The organism is Proteus sp. G2675 (assembly GCF_963886535.1).
In the GTDB taxonomy this organism is placed as follows: domain Bacteria; phylum Pseudomonadota; class Gammaproteobacteria; order Enterobacterales; family Enterobacteriaceae; genus Proteus; species Proteus mirabilis.
On record NZ_CAWPCB010000006.1, the window covers coordinates 25,306 to 45,572 of the forward strand.

17 protein-coding genes, 1 tRNA gene and 1 riboswitch are annotated in these 20,267 nt (G+C 37.6%); of the genes, 8 read left to right on the plus strand and 10 right to left on the minus strand.

Annotation, left to right across the window (positions count from 1 at the left end; translation table 11 throughout):
• The first annotated feature begins 661 nt into the window (after window positions 1–661).
• Window positions 662–886, plus strand: coding sequence for a DNA polymerase III subunit theta (locus AACQ49_RS01075; protein ID WP_004243467.1), 225 nt, complete (start codon window positions 662–664; stop codon window positions 884–886).
• 116 nt (window positions 887–1,002) lie between these two features.
• On the opposite strand, the gene yebF is transcribed toward AACQ49_RS01075, so the two are convergent.
• Both yebF and AACQ49_RS01085 read right to left on the minus strand, forming a co-directional pair.
• Window positions 1,003–1,398 (minus strand): protein YebF, encoded by a 396-nt coding sequence (yebF, locus tag AACQ49_RS01080; protein WP_004248304.1) that lies wholly within the window; start codon window positions 1,396–1,398, stop codon window positions 1,003–1,005.
• Window positions 1,399–1,495: 97 nt separating this feature from the next.
• Window positions 1,496–1,678 (minus strand): YoaH family protein, encoded by a 183-nt coding sequence (locus AACQ49_RS01085; RefSeq protein WP_004243469.1) that lies wholly within the window; start codon window positions 1,676–1,678, stop codon window positions 1,496–1,498.
• Between the two features lie 79 nt (window positions 1,679–1,757).
• On the opposite strand from AACQ49_RS01085, the gene pabB reads away from it, so the two are divergent.
• The 4 genes from pabB to mntP all read left to right on the plus strand — a co-directional run bounded on the left by pabB (window position 1,758) and on the right by mntP (window position 6,518).
• On the plus strand, window positions 1,758–3,185 hold the full coding sequence (gene pabB / locus AACQ49_RS01090; RefSeq protein ID WP_371319569.1) for an aminodeoxychorismate synthase component 1: 1,428 nt from the start codon (window positions 1,758–1,760) through the stop codon (window positions 3,183–3,185).
• The gene (locus tag AACQ49_RS01095) at window positions 3,172–3,732 is read left to right on the plus strand and encodes a CoA pyrophosphatase (protein WP_004248308.1); all 561 of its coding nucleotides are present in this window, start codon (window positions 3,172–3,174) and stop codon (window positions 3,730–3,732) included. The genes pabB and AACQ49_RS01095 overlap by 14 nt, the downstream gene beginning before the upstream one ends.
• Window positions 3,733–3,917: 185 nt before the next feature.
• Window positions 3,918–5,279, plus strand: coding sequence for an L-serine ammonia-lyase (locus tag AACQ49_RS01100; protein WP_004248310.1), 1,362 nt, complete (start codon window positions 3,918–3,920; stop codon window positions 5,277–5,279).
• Window positions 5,280–5,734: 455 nt separating this feature from the next.
• A riboswitch (yybP-ykoY riboswitch) is annotated at window positions 5,735–5,873 on the plus strand.
• 60 nt (window positions 5,874–5,933) lie between these two features.
• Complete coding sequence (gene mntP / locus AACQ49_RS01105; RefSeq protein WP_004248311.1) at window positions 5,934–6,518, plus strand: manganese efflux pump MntP; 585 nt, start codon at window positions 5,934–5,936, stop codon at window positions 6,516–6,518.
• A gap of 53 nt (window positions 6,519–6,571) precedes the next feature.
• Here the strand turns inward: mntP and rlmA are convergent, their stop codons facing one another.
• Together rlmA and psiE are read right to left on the minus strand one after the other, a co-directional pair.
• On the minus strand, window positions 6,572–7,384 hold the full coding sequence (gene rlmA, locus AACQ49_RS01110) for a 23S rRNA (guanine(745)-N(1))-methyltransferase (protein WP_161778843.1): 813 nt from the start codon (window positions 7,382–7,384) through the stop codon (window positions 6,572–6,574).
• A gap of 120 nt (window positions 7,385–7,504) precedes the next feature.
• A complete protein-coding gene (gene psiE / locus AACQ49_RS01115; RefSeq protein WP_004248313.1) occupies window positions 7,505–7,918 on the minus strand; it encodes a phosphate-starvation-inducible protein PsiE in 414 nt (137 codons plus the stop codon).
• A 241-nt stretch (window positions 7,919–8,159) separates the two neighbouring features.
• Between psiE and AACQ49_RS01120 the strand changes: the two genes are divergently transcribed.
• A complete protein-coding gene (locus AACQ49_RS01120) occupies window positions 8,160–8,603 on the plus strand; it encodes a universal stress protein (RefSeq protein ID WP_004243477.1) in 444 nt (147 codons plus the stop codon).
• A 109-nt stretch (window positions 8,604–8,712) separates the two neighbouring features.
• On the opposite strand, the gene AACQ49_RS01125 is transcribed toward AACQ49_RS01120, so the two are convergent.
• The 3 genes from AACQ49_RS01125 to cycA form a co-directional block, all read right to left on the minus strand.
• Window positions 8,713–9,531: an MBL fold metallo-hydrolase gene (locus AACQ49_RS01125; RefSeq protein WP_161778844.1), complete on the minus strand. Its 819-nt coding sequence runs from the start codon at window positions 9,529–9,531 to the stop codon at window positions 8,713–8,715.
• A gap of 129 nt (window positions 9,532–9,660) precedes the next feature.
• On the minus strand, window positions 9,661–10,095 hold the full coding sequence (locus AACQ49_RS01130) for a universal stress protein (RefSeq protein WP_004243479.1): 435 nt from the start codon (window positions 10,093–10,095) through the stop codon (window positions 9,661–9,663).
• A gap of 321 nt (window positions 10,096–10,416) precedes the next feature.
• Complete coding sequence (gene cycA / locus AACQ49_RS01135; RefSeq protein ID WP_004243480.1) at window positions 10,417–11,829, minus strand: D-serine/D-alanine/glycine transporter; 1,413 nt, start codon at window positions 11,827–11,829, stop codon at window positions 10,417–10,419.
• A 258-nt stretch (window positions 11,830–12,087) separates the two neighbouring features.
• On the opposite strand from cycA, the gene AACQ49_RS01140 reads away from it, so the two are divergent.
• Window positions 12,088–12,163, plus strand: a tRNA-Lys gene (locus AACQ49_RS01140).
• Between the two features lie 407 nt (window positions 12,164–12,570).
• Here the strand turns inward: AACQ49_RS01140 and putP are convergent.
• Window positions 12,571–14,055 (minus strand): sodium/proline symporter PutP, encoded by a 1,485-nt coding sequence (gene putP / locus AACQ49_RS01145; protein ID WP_094959492.1) that lies wholly within the window; start codon window positions 14,053–14,055, stop codon window positions 12,571–12,573.
• A gap of 471 nt (window positions 14,056–14,526) precedes the next feature.
• On the opposite strand from putP, the gene putA reads away from it, so the two are divergent.
• Complete coding sequence (gene putA, locus AACQ49_RS01150; RefSeq protein WP_049199277.1) at window positions 14,527–18,495, plus strand: trifunctional transcriptional regulator/proline dehydrogenase/L-glutamate gamma-semialdehyde dehydrogenase; 3,969 nt, start codon at window positions 14,527–14,529, stop codon at window positions 18,493–18,495.
• A 143-nt stretch (window positions 18,496–18,638) separates the two neighbouring features.
• On the opposite strand, the gene fliZ is transcribed toward putA, so the two are convergent.
• The gene (gene fliZ, locus AACQ49_RS01155) at window positions 18,639–19,169 is read right to left on the minus strand and encodes a flagella biosynthesis regulatory protein FliZ (RefSeq protein ID WP_004243493.1); all 531 of its coding nucleotides are present in this window, start codon (window positions 19,167–19,169) and stop codon (window positions 18,639–18,641) included.
• Window positions 19,170–19,227: 58 nt separating this feature from the next.
• Window positions 19,228–19,950 carry an RNA polymerase sigma factor FliA gene (locus tag AACQ49_RS01160; protein WP_004248319.1) on the minus strand — a complete coding sequence of 241 codons (723 nt, stop codon included), beginning with the start codon at window positions 19,948–19,950 and terminating at the stop codon, window positions 19,228–19,230.
• Window positions 19,951–20,267 lie beyond the last annotated feature (317 nt).

The window sequence follows — 20,267 nt, forward strand, 5'->3', positions numbered from 1 at the left end:
TTTCTGCTTATTTATTAGCGCCTTTTCCCTTTTGTTTCCATAACAATTTAATGTTGATTATTTTTTGATTAATAAAAAAATCAATATTCACGTAAATTTACTTATTAACCATTTAGTTAATTTTATTTATAATACATTTTTCCCTGGTGTTGTATTATTTTTTGCCCTGTTTCCCCAACAGGGCTTTTTTTTATCCTTATTTTTCATTCTGTTAGTGATTACTCAATCGTTTTTATAAAAATTAACTTAAAAAATAAAACATAAAATAGACAATATTAACATTTTATTAAAATTTAATTATTACTTTATCTATAATGTAAAAATAATTGATATAAATAAAATTGATCTAGATCAAATATAAAACTCGTCAAAATTGGTTACTAACTCAGGGAAACATTAAAAAAACTAATTTTAAATATAATTAATTCAATATAATAAACATGTTACCTTAGCTAGCCAAAAAATGTACCAGTAGAATAATTTATTTAAAGACAATATTATTTACTACTAATAACTATTAGTAATAAAGTTTTTTATCCATTATCTATACAATTGCTTTCTATTTCTTTTTTTAAAATTTTTTAAAATAATTTCTTTTAGTTACTTGCATTACTCATCGCTCTCTTTTACTTTACTCTCATATAACAAGGGAGAAAGTACCATGGGTTATAACCTTGCTGAACTTACACAAGAAGAAAAAGATAAAATTAATGTCAACCTAGCCGCTTCAGGGGTTGCCTTTAAAGAGCGTTATAATATGCCAGTAGTGGCTGATGCGATAGCAAGAGAGCAACCTCAAGCTTTACAAAGCTATTTTCAAGAAAGAGTGACCTTTTATCGAGCACGAAGCCAACACTATTCTCGCTTACCTTTTGAGTCGAAATAAATACCGTGCTCAGTATTAAAAAAAGAGATAAACATTTACGTTTATCTCTTTTTTATTTTCAAGTAATGATATAAAAAATGGGCGAAAAATCGCTATTTTTTATCAGTTAAATGATACTATTTACTTGATATATAGGTAATTTTATTCTCATCACAATTAACTTCAACATTGTAACGTAGATCGGTACGAGCACCTCTTACATCCAAGATAACATGATAGCTATTATCTCTTTTGATAACATCGTTCGCATTAATATTCGCCACAGGTTTTGGTCCTAGTGCTTTTTTATCATCCTGCCAGCGAGGTAATCGATTGAGTAAATAATCATTTTTCACTCTAGTGGCAAGTTGCTCTTTATCAAGATTAACACAACTAGCAAAAGGGGCTGAGCGCACAACATTATTATCATTATTCACATTGGTGACACTTTCTGCAGAGGCTCCAAAAGAAACCGCAAGAAAAAGACCTGCACCAAGTATCCCTGTTTGACCAACTAATTTGCTTAATTTCATAATAACCTCCCGAAAATATCCCTTAAAGCAGGACGAGTTTCTATTAAGCATAGCATAAGCAAAACAGGGTATTTGTGACATTTGTTAAAAAAATGTTTTAATCATTGTCATCGTCAAACACAATAGAGACTGATTCACGAGTCGTGTGTTTTTCTCTTAATTCTTGAGCGACCAATTGGATCGCCTCACCACTACTCATACCTTCGGACATCAGATGTTGAATTTTTTCTACTGCTTTTTGTTGTTCTTCATGTGTTAATGTAGGCATTCCTAGAAACATAATGTTACTCTTATCTTAATCGATTTCTATGTTGGTCTTTACAATAATGCAATCACTGAACTAATGATTGATAGTGTAAATGATACAGAATACTTGTTTAAATGGTCATAAAATGGATATGCAATTACAGCAACGTGAATTAACTTATACCCCTGATTTAGCATTACGGGTATTTGCGCCTATCGCCTCTTTGTCTTGGTCTAGTTTACTGCATTCAGGTTTTGCCGAACATCACCATAATCGTTTTGATATTGTTGTATCCGATCCTGCTATTACCTTAGAAACACGCAAACAAATTACCACTATTAAAGAGAAAACCGGTCGAGTCAAACGCTCTAAAAAAGATCCCTTTACGCTTATCCAAACAGCATTAGACGCTTTTAATTTTCATCCAGTCAGTGATGAAAGGCTTCCTTTTCTAGGTGGCGCATTAGGTATATGGAGTTACGATTTAGGTCGTCGCATTGAAATATTACCAGAATTAGCAAAAAATGAACTTAATTTCGCTGATATGGCTATCGGTATTTATGATTGGGCGCTAATTGTTGACCATCAACTGAAAAAAGCCACATTAATAAGCTACCAAGATATTGACGCACGTCTCCAATGGCTAGCAAAGCACGCTGATAATAACACAATAGAAAAAAAAGAACCTTTTGTCTTAACTTCTCCATGGCAATCAAACATGAGTAGTGATGAATACAATGAAAAAATTGCTAAAATTCATCAATACTTACTTTCAGGGGATTGCTATCAAGTCAATTTAGCGCAACGTTTTTGTGCTAATTATAGCGGTGATGAATGGAATGCATTTTTAACACTAAATCAAGCGAATAAAGCGCCATTTTCTGCTTTTATGCATTTACCTCATCATTTTGTTATGAGTATTTCTCCTGAACGTTTTATTCATTTAAGTGATCATAAAATTGAAACACGTCCAATAAAGGGTACCCTTCCCCGTAAAGCGCATCCCGATGAAGATGATGAACAAGCGCAATTGTTGGCCAATTCTCGTAAAGATCGTGCTGAAAACTTAATGATTGTCGATTTAATGCGCAATGATATTGGTAAAGTTGCCACAACAGGATCAGTCAAAGTACCTGAATTATTCGTTGTTGAACGCTTTCCCGCCGTGCACCACTTAGTCAGCACTATTACCGCTGAACTTCCAGAAAATTTAAACGCAACTGACTTATTACGTGCTGCCTTCCCCGGTGGTTCAATTACTGGCGCACCTAAAATTAGAGCAATGGAGATTATCGAAGAACTAGAGCCACATCGTCGCCATGGATATTGTGGTGCCATTGGCTATATTAGTTTTTGTGGTACGATGGATACTAATATCTCAATTAGAACCCTACTGACGGAAAAAAATAAAATTTACTGTTGGGCGGGGGGTGGAATTGTCGCTGATAGCGTTGCCGAACAAGAGTACCAAGAAACCTTTGATAAACTTGGTCAAATATTAACTGTTTTAAGTGAAGTTTCTCCCGATGACACTTATTGATACCTTTATCAATCGCTTTCAACTTACTTTACCCGAGCCGGTAAATCAGCCTATTGATGCTAAAAAATCGGCAGCGGTTTTACTGCCGATTATCAATAAGCCTAATCCAACGATCCTCTTAACAGAGCGCGCATCAACGTTGCGCTCTCATGCCGGACAAGTTGCGCTCCCCGGAGGGAAACGCGATCCACAAGATAAAAACCTTATTGAAACTGCATTACGTGAAGCCCATGAAGAGGTCGATATTCCGCCCAGTATGGTTTCTGTGATCGGCCAATTAGCCCCATTGCGCAGTTCAGAAGGTTATTTAGTGACCCCCATTGTCGGGGTGATCCCCCCCAATTTATCTTTACGTCATAATCCCACAGAAGTCGCTTCTGTCTTTGAAATGCCATTAAGTTATGTACTCAATACTCAGCGCTATTTACCGTTAGATTTTCGTCGTGCCGGTAAAATGCATCGCATCTATTTTTACCCTTATGAAGGGCATTTGGTGTGGGGACTAACCGCAGCTATTTTACATAACCTCGCGTTGCATATTACTTAATTTATTATTTTATTACCCTACGCTATCTTTTTATCGTCACCACTACAACTGTACTTAGCTATTTTAAAAAAATGTTGTAAACTAGACTATTAACGGGACGATATAATCGTAAAAACGCTCCCCTTACTATAAATAACTATATTTTTATTATTTTTTTAACCCTCACTCTTATTAAGGAGTCTGACGTGATTAGCGTTTTCGACATGTTTAAAGTGGGCATTGGGCCATCTAGCTCTCACACCGTAGGCCCCATGAAAGCGGGGAAAGAATTTGTCGATGATTTAGTCAGCCAGGATCTGATTGCGTCTGTCACTCGCGTAGCTGTTGATGTATACGGCTCATTGTCATTGACAGGCAAAGGTCACCACACTGATATCGCAATTATTATGGGCTTAGCAGGTAATGCACCCGCTACTGTCGATATTGACAGCATTCCCGGTTTTATTCGTGAAGTTGAAGAAACTGGCCGTTTACCATTAGCAAATGGATTAAAAGTTGTCGATTTTCCAGCTGAAAGTATGCATTTTAGCAATGATAATCTTTCATTACATGAAAATGGCATGACAATTCATGCTTTTGCAGGTGACAAAGAAATTTATCGTAAAACCTACTACTCTATTGGTGGTGGATTTATTGTTGATGAAGAAAACTTCGGCAAATCTGTGCTTGACAGCCAACCTGTTTCTTATCCGTATGCAAGCGCTGAAGAGTTATTAAAACATTGTAAAGAAACCGGATTATCAATCTCTAGCTTAATGATGAAAAATGAGCTAGATCTTCATACTCAAGCCGAAATTAGTGCCTATTTTGCTGATGTTTATAAAACCATGCAAGAGTGTATCGAGCATGGTTTAAATACCGAAGGCGTATTACCGGGACCACTTCGTGTTCCTCGTCGTGCTGCGTCACTAAATCGTTTATTAACTTCCAGTAATAGCCTGTCAAACGATCCGATGAAAGTCGTTGATCTTATCAATATGTTTGCACTGGCAGTGAATGAAGAAAATGCCGCAGGTGGACGAGTGGTCACCGCACCAACGAATGGCGCATGTGGTATTGTTCCAGCTGTATTGGCTTATTACGATCGCTGTATTGAAAAGGTCACGCCTGAAATTTATACCCGTTATTTCTTAGCCTCAGGGGCGATTGGTATTCTTTACAAAATGAATGCTTCTATTTCTGGCGCTGAAGTAGGTTGCCAAGGCGAAGTGGGCGTTGCTTGCTCAATGGCTGCCGCAGGACTTGCTGAATTACTCGGTGCTAGCCCTGAACAAGTCTGTGTTGCTGCTGAAATCGGTATGGAGCATAACTTAGGTTTAACTTGCGATCCTGTTGCAGGACAAGTACAAGTTCCTTGTATTGAACGCAATGCAATTGCCTCTGTTAAAGCGGTAAATGCTGCTCGTATGGCATTACGTCGTACCAGTGAACCACGAGTTTCACTTGATAAAGTGATTGAAACTATGTACGAAACAGGTAAAGACATGAACGCAAAATATCGCGAAACCTCTCGTGGTGGATTAGCAATAAAAGTTCAATGTGACTAATTAGCCTGATTTTATTTCTAAAGTCCATTTATAATAAATGGACTTTTTTATTTCAATAATAGTTAAACCGATTAAAAATAATAACCCCATAAATAACACCTATATTATTTATCTATAAATTACTTATCTGTTTTAAAATGTCAGTTAATAACTATATACCTACCAAATATAGGTTTATTTAACTTTCATTTAATTTATTCTCATTTTTATAACTTATAATTTATGTGTGTATTAATTTTTTATTTTATCTAAAAAATAAGATAAAAATAAATAAATACATTATTTATTATATGGTTAATATTTCATCATATTGAATTTTATCATTTTTTTAACATGATAATAATATAAAAAATATATTTTCAAACGAAAAAACAATAATGATAATTATTATCAATATCATCTTTTAAATATATGAAATAATATGTTGCCTTTCATAAATAATATGATATCTTCTGCATCAAGTCATTGGGGAGTAGCCTGTCTTAAAATAAATCTCATTATTTTAAGAAGTCTGTATCAACATACTCGCTTATTTTTATTTAGCGTGGTACAGACGCCATTATTTGGTTGGCAAGACCATAGACACATAATTGTACTTCTTTGGTTGGGGGTCAATTGTGTGTATATGGAAACACCCCAACCGAGGCTATTGTTATGAGTTTTTACGCCACAATTATTCTCGCCCTTGCTCTTTCTATGGACGCATTTGCCGTCGCTGTCTGTAAAGGCGCCACCTTACATAAACCTCATTTTCGTGAAGCCCTCCGCACCGGTTTTATCTTTGGTATTATTGAAGCAAGCACCCCGATTATTGGTTGGGCATTAGGTTTATATACCAGTCAATATATTATTCAGTGGGATCACTGGGTCGCCTTTGGTTTATTGGTTATCTTAGGTGGACGAATGATTTATCAGAGTTTAAAGCGTGGTGATGATTGCATTTGTGAAGAGGCTCCTCAACGTCACGGTTCACTCTCTTTAATTGCGACAGGTATTGCCACCAGCCTTGATGCTATGGCAATTGGTGTCGGCTTAGCCTTTCTACAAGTCGATATTGTCCATACCGCGATGACCATCGGTATGATGACCATGATTATGGCAACACTGGGTATGCTGATCGGTCGCTATATTGGCCCTGTGCTTGGCAAAAAAGCTGAAATTATCGGGGGTATGGTGTTGATTGCTATCGGCTTTAATATTCTTTTTGAACATCTTGATCTGTTTATGTACGCACATTAAGTCGCCATAATATGAAAAAGCTTAGGTATGAACACAACCTAAGCTTTTTTATTCTAAACACGTTGATAAACACGAATTAGAAAATCAGTTTCACAAGCAAATTGCTCTGTTTTATCTAATGTCTCTTTTACCTCTTCACTCGCACGCCAAGCAAAAGGCGTCATTTGTAATAAATCAACCGCTTGTTTACCTGTTAACGCCATATTATAAGCAACTTGATGCTGTGCTATTTGCTTGAACCCAGCAAATATCTCATCTTTTAGTGGATGAAGATGCACTGTTGAATAAATCAACGCTTTGAGTTGATAAAGATGACGTGGTGCGGGTGTCACCGTAATAATATATCCATCTTGAGCAATAACTCGTGTTAATTCGCTGGCATTGCAAGGGGCATAAATACGTACCACTGCATTTAATGACGCATCACAAAAAGGCAGACGTTGGCTGGACGCAACACAAAACTGAATAGGAGCATAGCGTTTTGCTGCATATTTAATGGCAACCTTCGCCACATCTAAGCCATAAACTTGTGGATTTTTTGACTTTAGTTGTTGATATATCTGATAGGTATAATACCCTTCTCCACAACCAATATCTAACACCTGAGGATTATCTTCCGGTAAATGTTCAGCCACTAATTGAGCCACTTTGTCTCGCATTGGTTGATAAAAGCCCGCATCTAAAAAATCACGCCGAGCACTAATCATCTCTGCACTATCCCCCGGCTCTTTAGAACGTTTAAATTGTACCGGGAGTAAATTAACATACCCCTCTTTAGCGCAATCAAATTGATGGTGATTGTCACAAACCCAACTATGGGCTTTAAGAGCAAGTGGCTGGGAGCAAAGTGGACATTGATAAGACATAATATTTTTACATATTCCAAAATAAAATTGGGAGAGATAATAACATATCTCCCCCAATCATGCGGAAAACCTTAATGCACAGAGACCATTTCAATGCATTGTTGACATATTGTTATTCGGTTAGCTTCGTTTTAATTTTTCGGTATTTGCAATAAATAACGCGATAACGAGCAATAAAATGGCACCGGACTGAATCAAAGTATCTACCGAGTCTTTATGTTCAACAATAATCAGACGCACAATAGCTGTAATACCTATATAAATAAAATACCTTAAAGGGAAATGACCACCGGATAAAAAATATTTTACAATCAATGCGATAAACTCAAAATAAAGGAAGTAGATCAAAATTCCTTCTAATAACTGATAAGAAGATTCTTCAGCAGCTAAGTTAAATAATAAAGAGGCGATAACATAAGTTTCTTTGATCAAAAAACTGACTAATACGATGGCTAGAATAAGTAATCCGCAATTCAGCACCCATTGTAATATTGTTGCAATACATTTTAATAATTCTTCGCTTGATTTTCTCATAGCTTTATAACCTAAGGTTATCATTTATTGATAACAAATAATGATAGTAAACTACCTGTCGTTAACTTGGCACAAGTTTAATAGAACAATCTTTTTTCCACACCTATTTTTTATCTTTTAGGGCTAAAAACCCCAAAATAATGGCGCCATAATCGCAATATTCATCTTTAAATTTCAGCTTAGCCACTAAATTACCTATACTACTCGAGTGAAAAGGTTAATTTTTTACAGAAGGTAAATTATGGCTAAAACAATACTGGTAGCAATTGACTTATTAGAAGATGATAGAATTCACCGTATGGTTAAAGATATTCAATTTCTAGCAAGAAAAGCTGATCACTATTTTCATTTTGTCACAGTCATGCCTAATTTACGCTCTCTTGAAGCTTATGGACTTGATTGTGATAGCCCTTCAGTTATAGAGAAAAAACATCAAGCCGTTATTTTGTTAACTGAAAAACTAGCACACTGTGTTCAACAACAATTCCAATTACCTAAAGAGCAGTACCAATGCCATGCCCTTATAGGGACACCAAATTATAATATTCTCGAACTCGCCAATAAGATGGATGTAGACACTATTGTCATTGGCTCTAGCTCTCGTAATAGACATAATATATTGCTTGGCTCTACTGCAGATTATATTGTTAACAACACCAATTGTTCTGTTTTAGTGATCCGTTGATAATTGACGATACATTGTTAATAAAAAATGCTAGGATTAAAATCAAAAACCTTTTTTTAATCCCACACTAAAAATCAACCATCCCATTTTTGATTAACATATTGATGTATCATTTAAAAAATAATCTTTGCCCTGTATTAAAATCTTTGGCATTAAGATAGCTACGGCCAAGCGCACCGGTACAATGGCAACCATAAACCTCAACATGGTGACCTATTGCTTTTTTCGCTCTTTTTAACGCCGCCAGTGAGGCACAGCGAAGATGTAGCCCTCCGACAATAGCTTGGATCTTGTCATTTCCCGTTATATTTTTCGCATGGCGAATAATTGCATCAATACCAGAATGGCTACATCCCGTGATAATCACCAGTCCTTGCTGACCTTGCCAAATTAGAAAACTATCATCAAGTACATAATCATCCGTTTCGCTACTTTCACTGACAATAACGCCATAACGTTTATATATTTGACGCTCTGTCACTTGACCAGAATAGATAAATCTTTTATCGATAGCTTTAGGTGTCGCTGTTAACTGAAATGAAAACTGCTGTTCTAGCTGCTGTCGGTTAAAAAATGGAGTAAGGCGCTTAAATTTAATAGACTGGCGCCCCATAAAAAGTGCTGAATAACGTACTGAAAATAAATCAGGATGGGCAATAATATGTGGCTTAGTAATAAAGAAATCCTCATTTAAATGAGTTAATCCACCAAAATGATCATAGTGCCCATGGGAAATAACAATTGTCGTTAATGATGTCAAATCAATCGCCATTTTTTTAGCATTATTGATAAAAGTGAGATCTTTACCAGTATCAAATAAAATTTTACTTTCGCTTTCAGTGTCTTCTAATAGCAGTGAAAGGCCTGGATAATGGCTAAGGGCGGGATCGCTTGTCTTATTTTCTAGTAGTGCCGTAATAGTAAGCATAATTTTTAATTATTATCTTATAGGGGATAATGCATGATAATTAAAAACAGCTAGAGTGCCAAATTAAAAAAGCAGTTGATGAGACGCCATCAACCGCTTAATGGTATTGCTAATAAAATAAAGAGTCGGCTATCTTGCTACCATCACTGAACGTTTCGCATAACGGGTAATATCTGCCGCTGTTGAGCCTAAATGATAGCTGTCTGCTTCAGGATTATGTGAGCTAACAACAATTAAATCAGCATTAACCTGATCGGCTATCTGCAATATGCCATCCCGTGGTTTACCAATACAGATATGCGTTTCAATACGATCTTCCGGTAAATCAAATCGAGCAATAATTTTTTTTAACTCTTTTTCTGCTGATTTTTTTAAGCATACTTGGTCAAGTTGATCGCCATTCATCACTAAGCGATAATAAGAAGATTGTGGCAACTTTGGTAAAACATACAAAAAATGGACATAGGGATCTTCTCTTTTGGCAATGTTCTCCACTAATGTAATGGCTTTATTTAGTAAGTTATCTTCATCGATATCAATGGGAACCAAAATAGTCTTATACATATCGCCTCCTATTATTTTTTAATTGTAGGATAGTCTATTTTGAAAAAAATACCGGATATAGTTAACATATTTAAGAAATAGATTAATAATAATAGATATGTATAATTCACATGCACTTAAAGTTTTTGAATTAAATTATACTTAGAGAAAATAAAATTTATTTTAAAATAATACATTACTTTAAATTTTAAATTAAAAAATAAAATAACAAATTTATATTCAAAATATTCTGACTAATGGTTTAACTCAAATTAAAGTATAACCCTATCGAAAAAGATAGAGTTATATTTATCCAATGACCATCAATTCAACTAAAAAAGATTAATTTTTTAATTGTGCTTTTTGTTTACGCTTTTTCACAAAATGATACCCTATTCCTAAAGCAATAAACCAAATGGGCGTTACCATCAGTGCTTGACGGGTATCATGTTCAAATGCCAATAACACGACCATAAACACAAAAAATGCTAAGCATAGCCATGACATCACTATCCCTAATGGCATTTTATAAATAGATTGTTGATGTAATTGAGGACGTTTCTTACGATATGCTAAATAGCAGCATAAGATCATACTCCAAATAAACATAAATAATAACGCAGAGACCGTTGTTACTAACGTAAATACCCGCATCACATCTGGAATAAAATAAATTAGCACAATACCGCAAGATAAACAGAGACTCGTAAAGAGTAAACCATTGGCAGGTACTGAACGTTTTGATAGCTGGCTAAACTGTTTTGGTGCCTCCCCCTCTTTCGATAAACCAAATAGCATACGACTGGTTGAGAAGATACCACTATTTGCTGAAGAGGCGGCTGCCGTTAATACCACAAAGTTAACTAAACTGGCTGCGGCTGGAATACCAATCATGACAAAGAGTTCTACAAACGGGCTTTTGTCTGCCAAAATCGAACGCCACGGCGTTACTGACATAATAATCGCCAAAGCCAAAACATAAAAAGTAATAATACGAATAGGAATAGCGTTAATCGCCTTAGGTAATGATTTCTCAGGATCACGTGTTTCAGCCGCTGCTGTACCTACCAGCTCAATCCCCACAAAGGCAAAGATAGCAATTTGAAAACCAGCAAAAAATCCGCTGATCCCTTTAGGGAACATACCGCCATCATTCCAGATATTTTCAATAGTTGCCGTGTGGCCGGCTGGAGATTGAAAATTTATGCTAATCAATACGATACCAACAATAATTAAAGAGACAATAGCGGTAATTTTGATCATCGAAAACCAAAATTCCATTTCCCCAAATAATTTTACTGTGGCTAAATTCAAAATAAGGAGTGTCAGCACACAAATAAAAGACGTTCCCCATTCAGGAAAATTGGGCGCCCAATAACTAATATAGGAGGTAATGGCAACAATATCAGCGATACCGGTGATAACCCAGCAAAACCAATAACTCCATCCAACAAAAAAGCCAGCCCAAGGCCCTAATAAATCCCCGGCAAAATCGCTAAATGATTTATATTCTAAATTTGATAATAATAGCTCTCCCATTGCTCGCATAACAAAGAACAGGACAAAGCCGATTATCATGTAAACAAAAATAATCGATGGCCCAGCTAGCGAAATGGTTTTCCCAGACCCCATAAATAAACCAGTACCGATAGCACCACCAATAGCGATTAATTGGATATGACGATTGGTTAGCCCGCGTTGTAGAGTGGCATTTTTCACTCTAACGGGCTGAGTAACTTCTGTTTGCTCTTCCATACAATACCTGAAATGTTTTCATATTTTTGATGTTGTTACGCCACTTTTTTATTTTTTCGCAGTGGCTAAGTTTGCGAAATTATTGTGACACAAATCTCAGAATAAGTAATGAAAAGATCACTTTTAGTAAAATGAGTGACGATTTGATAACCAAATAATATCCTTCCTTCATTTTAATAGACGATATTTTATACATTTGGAAAAAATTTCAAATTAAGGGTTGACCCGCCCTTAAGAGAGGAGAATAATTAGCGCATCGGGTTGTTAGCTCAGTTGGTAGAGCAGTTGACTCTTAATCAATTGGTCGGGGGTTCGAGCCCCCCACAACCCACCAAATTTACGCTGAGTAATCAGGCAGATAGGCCACTTAGAGATAAGTGGCTTTTTTGTTTCTATCGCTGAGTGTCGCAAAAGTGTCTAAACATATAGCTATTATCACGCTCATTAATTGTATTATATGGCTGACTAATATTTAATCTATAAATGGTAGTTGCAAAACAAGCACCTTTCAAAATATTAAACCAATAAAAATATTAATATTGGTATTATTAACCAATAACAGCATCAATGAAGTTTGATGGGTTAAATATCGCTTTGATTAAGCAATCTTAATGCTATTAATATCATGCTAAACAAAACCCTTTAATGGTTAATATTTACTGTTATTTTGCCAAAAAAATACCACCTATATTTTTATATAGATGGTATTTCATAAAATAAAATATCACTGCTTATTAATAATTAAGTGTTGCGATATTCCGCTTCTGCTTCATCAAAACGTTGTTGATTTTCTGCCGTTGGTGACTTACCCATTAAACTGACAATAACAATGGCTATGGACGCGAAAATAAAGCCCGGAATAATTTCATAAAGGCCGAACCATTTATATTGCATCCATACCAGTACCGTTAATGCACCAATTAACATTCCCGCAAAAGCACCATTACGAGTCATACGTTTCCAAGTGACAGAGATAAGGATCACCGGACCAAATGCAGCACCAAATCCTGCCCAAGCATTACTCACCAAATCAAGTACTTTATTTTCTGGATCACGGGCTAAATAAATAGCGATAACCGCAACTAATAACACCATGCCACGACCGACCCAAACTAGCTCTTTTTGACTGGCATTTTTACGAATAAAAGGCTTATATAAATCTTCAGTTAATGCACTGGCGCAGACTAATAATTGGCAGCTTAATGTACTCATTACCGCAGCTAAAATCGCAGATAACAAAATACCAGCGACCCACGGGTTGAAAAGTAACGAGGCTAATTCCATAAAGATACGCTCATTTTTAGCCATAACCGGACCTGCAACGGTCGGATTAACTTCAAAATAAGCAATACCAAAGAAGCCCACCGCCACTGTTCCGCCTAAACAGAGGATCATCCAAGTCATACCAATACGGCGCGCTTTACGAATAGTTTGATTTGAATCTGCGGCCATAAAACGCGCGAGAATATGAGGCTGTCCAAAATAACCTAATCCCCAAGCTAATAATGAAACAATAGCAATAAAATCAAGCCCTTTAAACATATCAAGATAAGCCGGATCTTTCGCTTTAATGATCTCTATAGAGGTGTCAATTCCACCAATTGAGAAAATAACAATAATTGGTGTCAGAATAAGTGCGAAAATCATTAATGTGGCTTGTACCGTATCCGTCCAACTTACCGCCAAAAAACCACCTAGGAAAGTATATGCAATGGTTGCTAGTGCACCATAAATCATCGCTTCATGATAAGGAATGCCAAAGGTAGACTCAAAAAGCATACCTCCTGCGACGACACCTGATGCACAATAAATAGTGAAGAAAATAAGAATAACTAACGCAGAAATAATGCGTAGCATTTTGCTTTTGTCATCAAAGCGAGAAGTTAAATAGTCTGGTAAAGTCAGTGCATTATTGTTTTTTTCTGTTTGTAAACGTAAGCGCCCTGCAACTAAACGCCAGTTAAGCCATGCACCTAAACATAAACCAATGGCTATCCAACTTTCGGAGATCCCCGCAAAAAAAACCACACCTGGTAATCCCATTAATAGCCAGCCACTCATATCAGAAGCGCCCGCAGAAAGTGCCGTTACTACACTACCAAGCCTTCGGCCCCCTAAAATATAATCATCAAAATTTTTTGTTGATCGATACGCTAGATAGCCGATAAAAAGCATCCCCAATATATAGATCGTAAAGGTAATTAGCATTGGCGAATTTAGAGCCATAATCGCAGTTCTCCATATATCTGTTACGATCAATTGCTATGCTTTCAACTTATGCAGGAACGTTGCACTTCGTTGCACACCAATGACCTTATCAGTTTTTATTTAAAATAATTTCTTACTGTAACAAATAAAACATTCATATCAATCCTAGAATAGGTTATAAGCATTTAACAAGAAATTAACGTATCGGTGTTTAATTTTTGTATGTAACTTCACACTATTTGCTTCGGTTGAAAGAGATTAATATTATCTCTTCATTGAGTAAAAATATATAACACAATGAATTATAAGTATTATTTATTTATCCATCTAAGATAATATTTTTTAACCATTTATAAAACCTGACAACTTTCACATTATTTATAAATTTATTGTTAACAATGTTGCACAAAGTTGCAACATGGCTGATATTAAGAAAAATAACTGGTCAATGTGCCGTATAAGTAAGATGCACGATATGAGGAGCACTGCATGAGTAGCACAACAATGGGTGTTAGACTTGATGAAGAAACCCGTAATAGATTAAAAGATGCTGCACAAAAATTAGATAGAACATCTCATTGGCTAATTAAACAAGCCATCTTCAATTATCTTGAACAAATTGAAAATGATCAGCTCACCCTAACCCCTATCACACAGGCTGAGCAAGATATTGAAGAAAGCACAGCCCCCCTAACGGCACATTATCAACCGTTTTTAGAATTTGCAGAGCAGATCCACCCACAATCGGTGTTACGCTCGGCAATTACTTCTGCTTATCGTATACCTGAAACACAAGCGGTGCCTATGCTACTACAGCAGGCAACACTACCTGAGCATGAGGCTCAAGCCACGCATAAACTGGCTTACTCCATTGCAGAAAAATTACGCAAACAAAAACAGGGTGTTGGACGCTCAGGTCTGGTACAAGGCTTACTGCAAGAGTTTTCTCTCTCTTCCCAAGAGGGGGTTGCCTTAATGTGTTTAGCCGAAGCTTTATTGCGTATTCCTGATAAAGCAACCCGTGATGCCCTGATCCGAGATAAAATTAGCCATGGCAATTGGCGCTCGCATTTAGGGCAAAGCCAATCTATGTTTGTCAATGCCGCCACTTGGGGTCTACTGTTTACAGGCAAACTCGTCTCTACCCATAACGAAGAGAAATTATCTAATTCTCTAAATCGCATTTTAACTAAAAGTGGTGAACCTTTAGTGCGTAAAGGCGTTGATATGGCGATGCGTTTAATGGGGGAACAATTTGTCACCGGTGAAACTATCTCCCAAGCGTTAGCCAATGCACGCAAACTTGAAGAAAAAGGCTTTAGATATTCCTATGATATGCTAGGAGAAGCGGCCTTAACGGAAAAAGATGCGCAAGACTATTTAGTCTCTTATCAACAAGCCATCCATGCCATTGGTAAAGCCTCTAATGGACGAGGTATTTATGAAGGACCGGGGATCTCCATTAAACTTTCAGCATTACATCCCCGTTATAGTCGAGCTCAATATGATAGAGTGATGTCGGAGCTTTACCCTCGCCTACTCTCTTTAACGCTACAAGCCAAGCAATATGATATTGGTATTAATATTGATGCAGAAGAAGCGGATAGACTGGAAATATCCCTCGATTTATTAGAAAAACTCTGCTTCGAGCCTGAATTAGCGGGTTGGAATGGTATAGGATTTGTTATTCAAGCCTATCAGAAACGCTGCCCTTTAGTGATTGATTATATTATTGATTTAGCTCGCCGCAGTCGTCGCCGTTTAATGATCCGTTTAGTAAAAGGGGCTTATTGGGATAGTGAGATTAAACGTGCGCAAATGGATGGACTGGAAGATTACCCTGTTTATACCCGTAAAGTGTATACCGATGTCTCTTACCTTGCGTGTGCGAAAAAACTGCTCGCTTCACCGAATTATATTTATCCGCAATTTGCCACGCATAATGCCCATACTTTATCAGCCATTTATCATCTAGCAGGTCAAAATTACTATCCTGGTCAATATGAATTCCAATGCTTACACGGTATGGGTGAACCCCTCTATGCACAAGTTGTGGGTAAAATTGCTGATGGTAAACTTGGTCGCCCTTGTCGTATCTATGCGCCAGTAGGTACTCATGAAACCCTACTGGCTTACCTTGTGCGTCGATTATTAGAAAATGGTGCAAATACCTCGTTTGTAAATCGTATCGCTGACACCACCATCTCCTTAGATGAATTAGTTGCCGATCCGGTTAAAGAGATCAATAAAATTGCGCAAGCTGAAGGACAAATCGGACTTTCACATCCTAAAATCCCGCTCCCAATGCAGCTTTATGGTGATGAGCGTAAAAATTCACCGGGGATTGATATGTCTAATGAGCATCGTTTAGCCTCATTATCCAGTGCATTACTGACCTCTGCGATGGAAAAAATTCACAGCCATCCTCTCATTGGTGGTGAGTGTAATAGTGCAGAAGAAGTGATTGCACCACAATCTATACTCAATCCGGCAAATCACACCGATGTCGTCGGTACAGTACGTGAAACAACGGCCGCCGAAGCTAATTTTGCTTTAGATATTGCCCAAGAAAATGGTGAAATTTGGTTTGCAACCCCACCTGCGGAAAGAGCGGCGTTTTTAGTCCGCACAGCAGAACTGATGGAACAGCAAATGGGTCCATTAATGGGTGTCTTAGTCAGAGAAGCGGGCAAAACCTATAGTAATGCTATTGCAGAAGTGCGTGAGGCGATTGATTTTCTTTATTATTACTCAGCACAAGTGGCAAATGATTTTGATAATAATACCCATCGTCCTTTAGGCCCTGTTGTCTGTATTAGTCCTTGGAACTTCCCATTAGCCATCTTTAGTGGACAAATTGCAGCAGCGTTAGCGGCAGGTAATACCGTACTGGCCAAACCTGCGGAGCAAACCCCTCTGATTGCTTTTAAAGCCGTAGAACTATTTTATCAAGCAGGAGTACCTCGCAGTGCATTACAACTCTTACCGGGCCAAGGGGAGACCATTGGTGCACAATTAGTGGCTGATGAACGCGTGCGTGGTGTGATGTTTACAGGCTCTACCGAAGTTGCCCACATTCTGCAAAAAACCTTAGCGGGTAGACTCGATAGCGAAGGTCGCCCTGTTCCTTTAATTGCTGAAACAGGTGGCTTAAACGCCATGATTGTCGACTCTTCTGCCTTAACGGAACAAGTGGTCACTGACGTTATGGCCTCTGCTTATGATAGTGCGGGTCAACGTTGTTCTGCTTTGCGTATTCTCTGTATTCAAGAAGAGGTGGCTGATAGCACAATTGAAATGTTAAAAGGCGCAATGGCTCAAGCGATAATAGGTGATCCAAGTCTCTTATCAACAGATATTGGCCCTGTAATTGATAAAGAGGCAAAAGCGGGTATTGAAAAACATATTCAGACTATGCGCACAGCGGGTTTTGACGTTTATCAAGCAACCTATAATCAACTTACTAAACAGGCTGAAAATAACAGTACTTTTGTTCCTCCTACCTTAATTGAGTTAGATAAAATTAGCTCACTTAAAAAAGAGATTTTTGGCCCTGTACTGCACGTCGTACGTTACTCAAGCCAAGATCTGCCTGCTTTATTAGCTGAAATTAATGCGACTGGATATGGATTAACAATGGGGGTTCATACCCGTATTGATGAAACTATCGCTTATGTAGCGACTCATGCAAAAGTAGGAAATTTATATGTAAACCGCAATATGGTAGGTGCTGTTGTTGGGGTACAACCTTTTGGTGGTGAAGGCTTATCGGGCACGGGGCCAAAAGCTGGAGGCCCTGCTTATCTGTATCGTTTATTATCAAAACGTCCTGAAAATGCCATAACACAAACCTTAGCACGTCAAGATGAAACATTACCCCTTGATGCCTCTATGCGACAAAAGTTATTACAAACCTATCATCACTATATGACGTGGTTAGCAAATAAAACGGAACCTGCACATTATCAGGCGCTAGAAGAATACGCCAATGCATCACAAGCCGGAACATTGCGCGTATTGCCGGGGCCTACTGGCGAGCGTAATACCTATCAATTAGTCCCTTGTGGCAAGGTGCTTTGTCTCTCAGATAATGAGCAAGATATATTTACTCAGTTAGCGGGAGTCTTTGCATCAGGATGCCATGCTATTGTCCATAATGCTGTTTTCTCGCAAAAAACCTATCGTGAATTGCCTGATATGATCAGAAAAGCAATCACTCTCACGGACAACTGGCAAGATGAGTCACTAAGCATTAATGCCGTTATTTATCATGGTGATAGTGATCAGTTAAAAGAGACTTGTCAGCAAATTGCACAACGTAAAGGGGCTATTATTTCAGTACAAGGCTTCTCACGTGGTGAGACAGCATTGTTATTAGAGCGTTTATTGCATGAACGAGCATTAAGCGTCAATACCGCCGCTGCCGGAGGCAATGCCAGCTTAATGACAATCAGTTAAACCCAGCGTTCTCTTTCTCACTTTATTTTTGAGACCACCTTTAACTTACTTATCTATTAAAGGTGGTTTTTTTATTTCTGGAATAAAAAATAAAAAGGAGCAACATAATGTTACCCCTTTTTTTAGGTCTCTCTTGAATGCGATTAGTGACCACTACTCATCGAGGTTGGCGCTTGGCACCAATCAAGATATTGCTCATACTTACGTAGGGCAATGTTGTAGTTACTAAATGCCGAGGGAGTGAGCTTTTTACTCAAGTCTGACTGAATTTTCTCTGTCGTGAATTCTTGACGAGGAAAATTAGTGGAAGTCAGCAATTCATCGAGTCGACGTAAACGAACCACATACTCACGAACAGTACTGTGGCTCATCTCCGTTTGTTCGAACAAATACTGCTTAAAAGACATAATGTCAAAGTAATCAGTTTCACTATTACAGTAAATCTCACTACAAAAACGGCACAGCGCAGAAAACTTTCCTTGCAAGGTTTCCCATGTTTCATCATCAATTAAATCTGTCATTTCAGAAATGGCTTCTTTATTGATAACTTGGCGATTGAATACGAGAGAAATCCGATCAAGCGCCTTATGGCAATGCAAACAATGAGTTTGGCTGTGTTTATAGTCTTTAATGTAACGGCTTAGCGGCCGTTTCTTTTGTGTTGAAACAGACATAAGAGATAAAGCCCTGTGTTGTAGTCTTAATAAATAAAAACAAAAATAAGCAAAACTTCTATTTCTCTGGGTTTAAGCGTGCTCGCAGCCTTTTGATTGCTTGGCTGTGTAGCTGACTTACGCGGGATTCCCCGACATTAAGCACTGCGCCTATTTCTTTCAAATTAAGTTCTTCCTGATAATACAGGGTAAGAACCATTTTTTCCCTTTCGGGAAGCAATTCTATCGCGTCTATGACTCTTTGGCGAATATCACTTTCCAATAACATTTGTAAAGGATTGTCATCGTGATCTTCGTCTTGAGACGGTTCACAGCTTTCACCGTAAATTTCATGCCATTCGTCATAAGAGAACAACTGGCTGTTATTTGTATCCAATAGGATCTGCCGGTATTCTGCTAACTCAATCTGCAAATGATCAGCAACTTCCTGTTCTGATGGTGGTCGTCCTAGATCCTGCTCTAACTGATGAATGGATTGTGTCACTTCTCTTGCATTACGGCGCACACTACGGGGCGCCCAATCACGACTTCGTAGCTCATCTAACATAGAGCCTCGAATACGTTGCACAGCATAAGTAGTAAAGGCGGCACCTTGCATTGAGTCATAACGCTCAACAGCATTCAGTAGGCCAATCCCCCCTGCTTGCAAAAGATCATCCAATTCAACACTCGCAGGTAACTTGACCTGTAATCGTAATGCTTCATGGCGAACCAAAGGGACATATCGCTCCCAGAGGCTATTTTTGTCCATCACGCCTTCGGCGGTATACAAATCACTCACAACAAAAGACACCTTTGGATAAAAGACCGGAAACCATTATCCGACGAAATAGTGTTAGCAATCGGCTGAACAGTGAAGCAAAAGCCCCTCTTTTTCACCTATGCTAAATTTTCAGCGAAAATTGGGTTTTCATTGATAATTTAATTTGTTATTGCATTACAAGTACATACTGTACCTTAAGATGGGTCATACTAATCCGCAGAAAAACCGTTAAATAAATTGATATTTTGTCTTATTGAAAGAAATGTATTCATCAAATCTGTATTTTGTTGATAAAAAAATAACATATAAATCATATTACTTATCTTTTATCTATT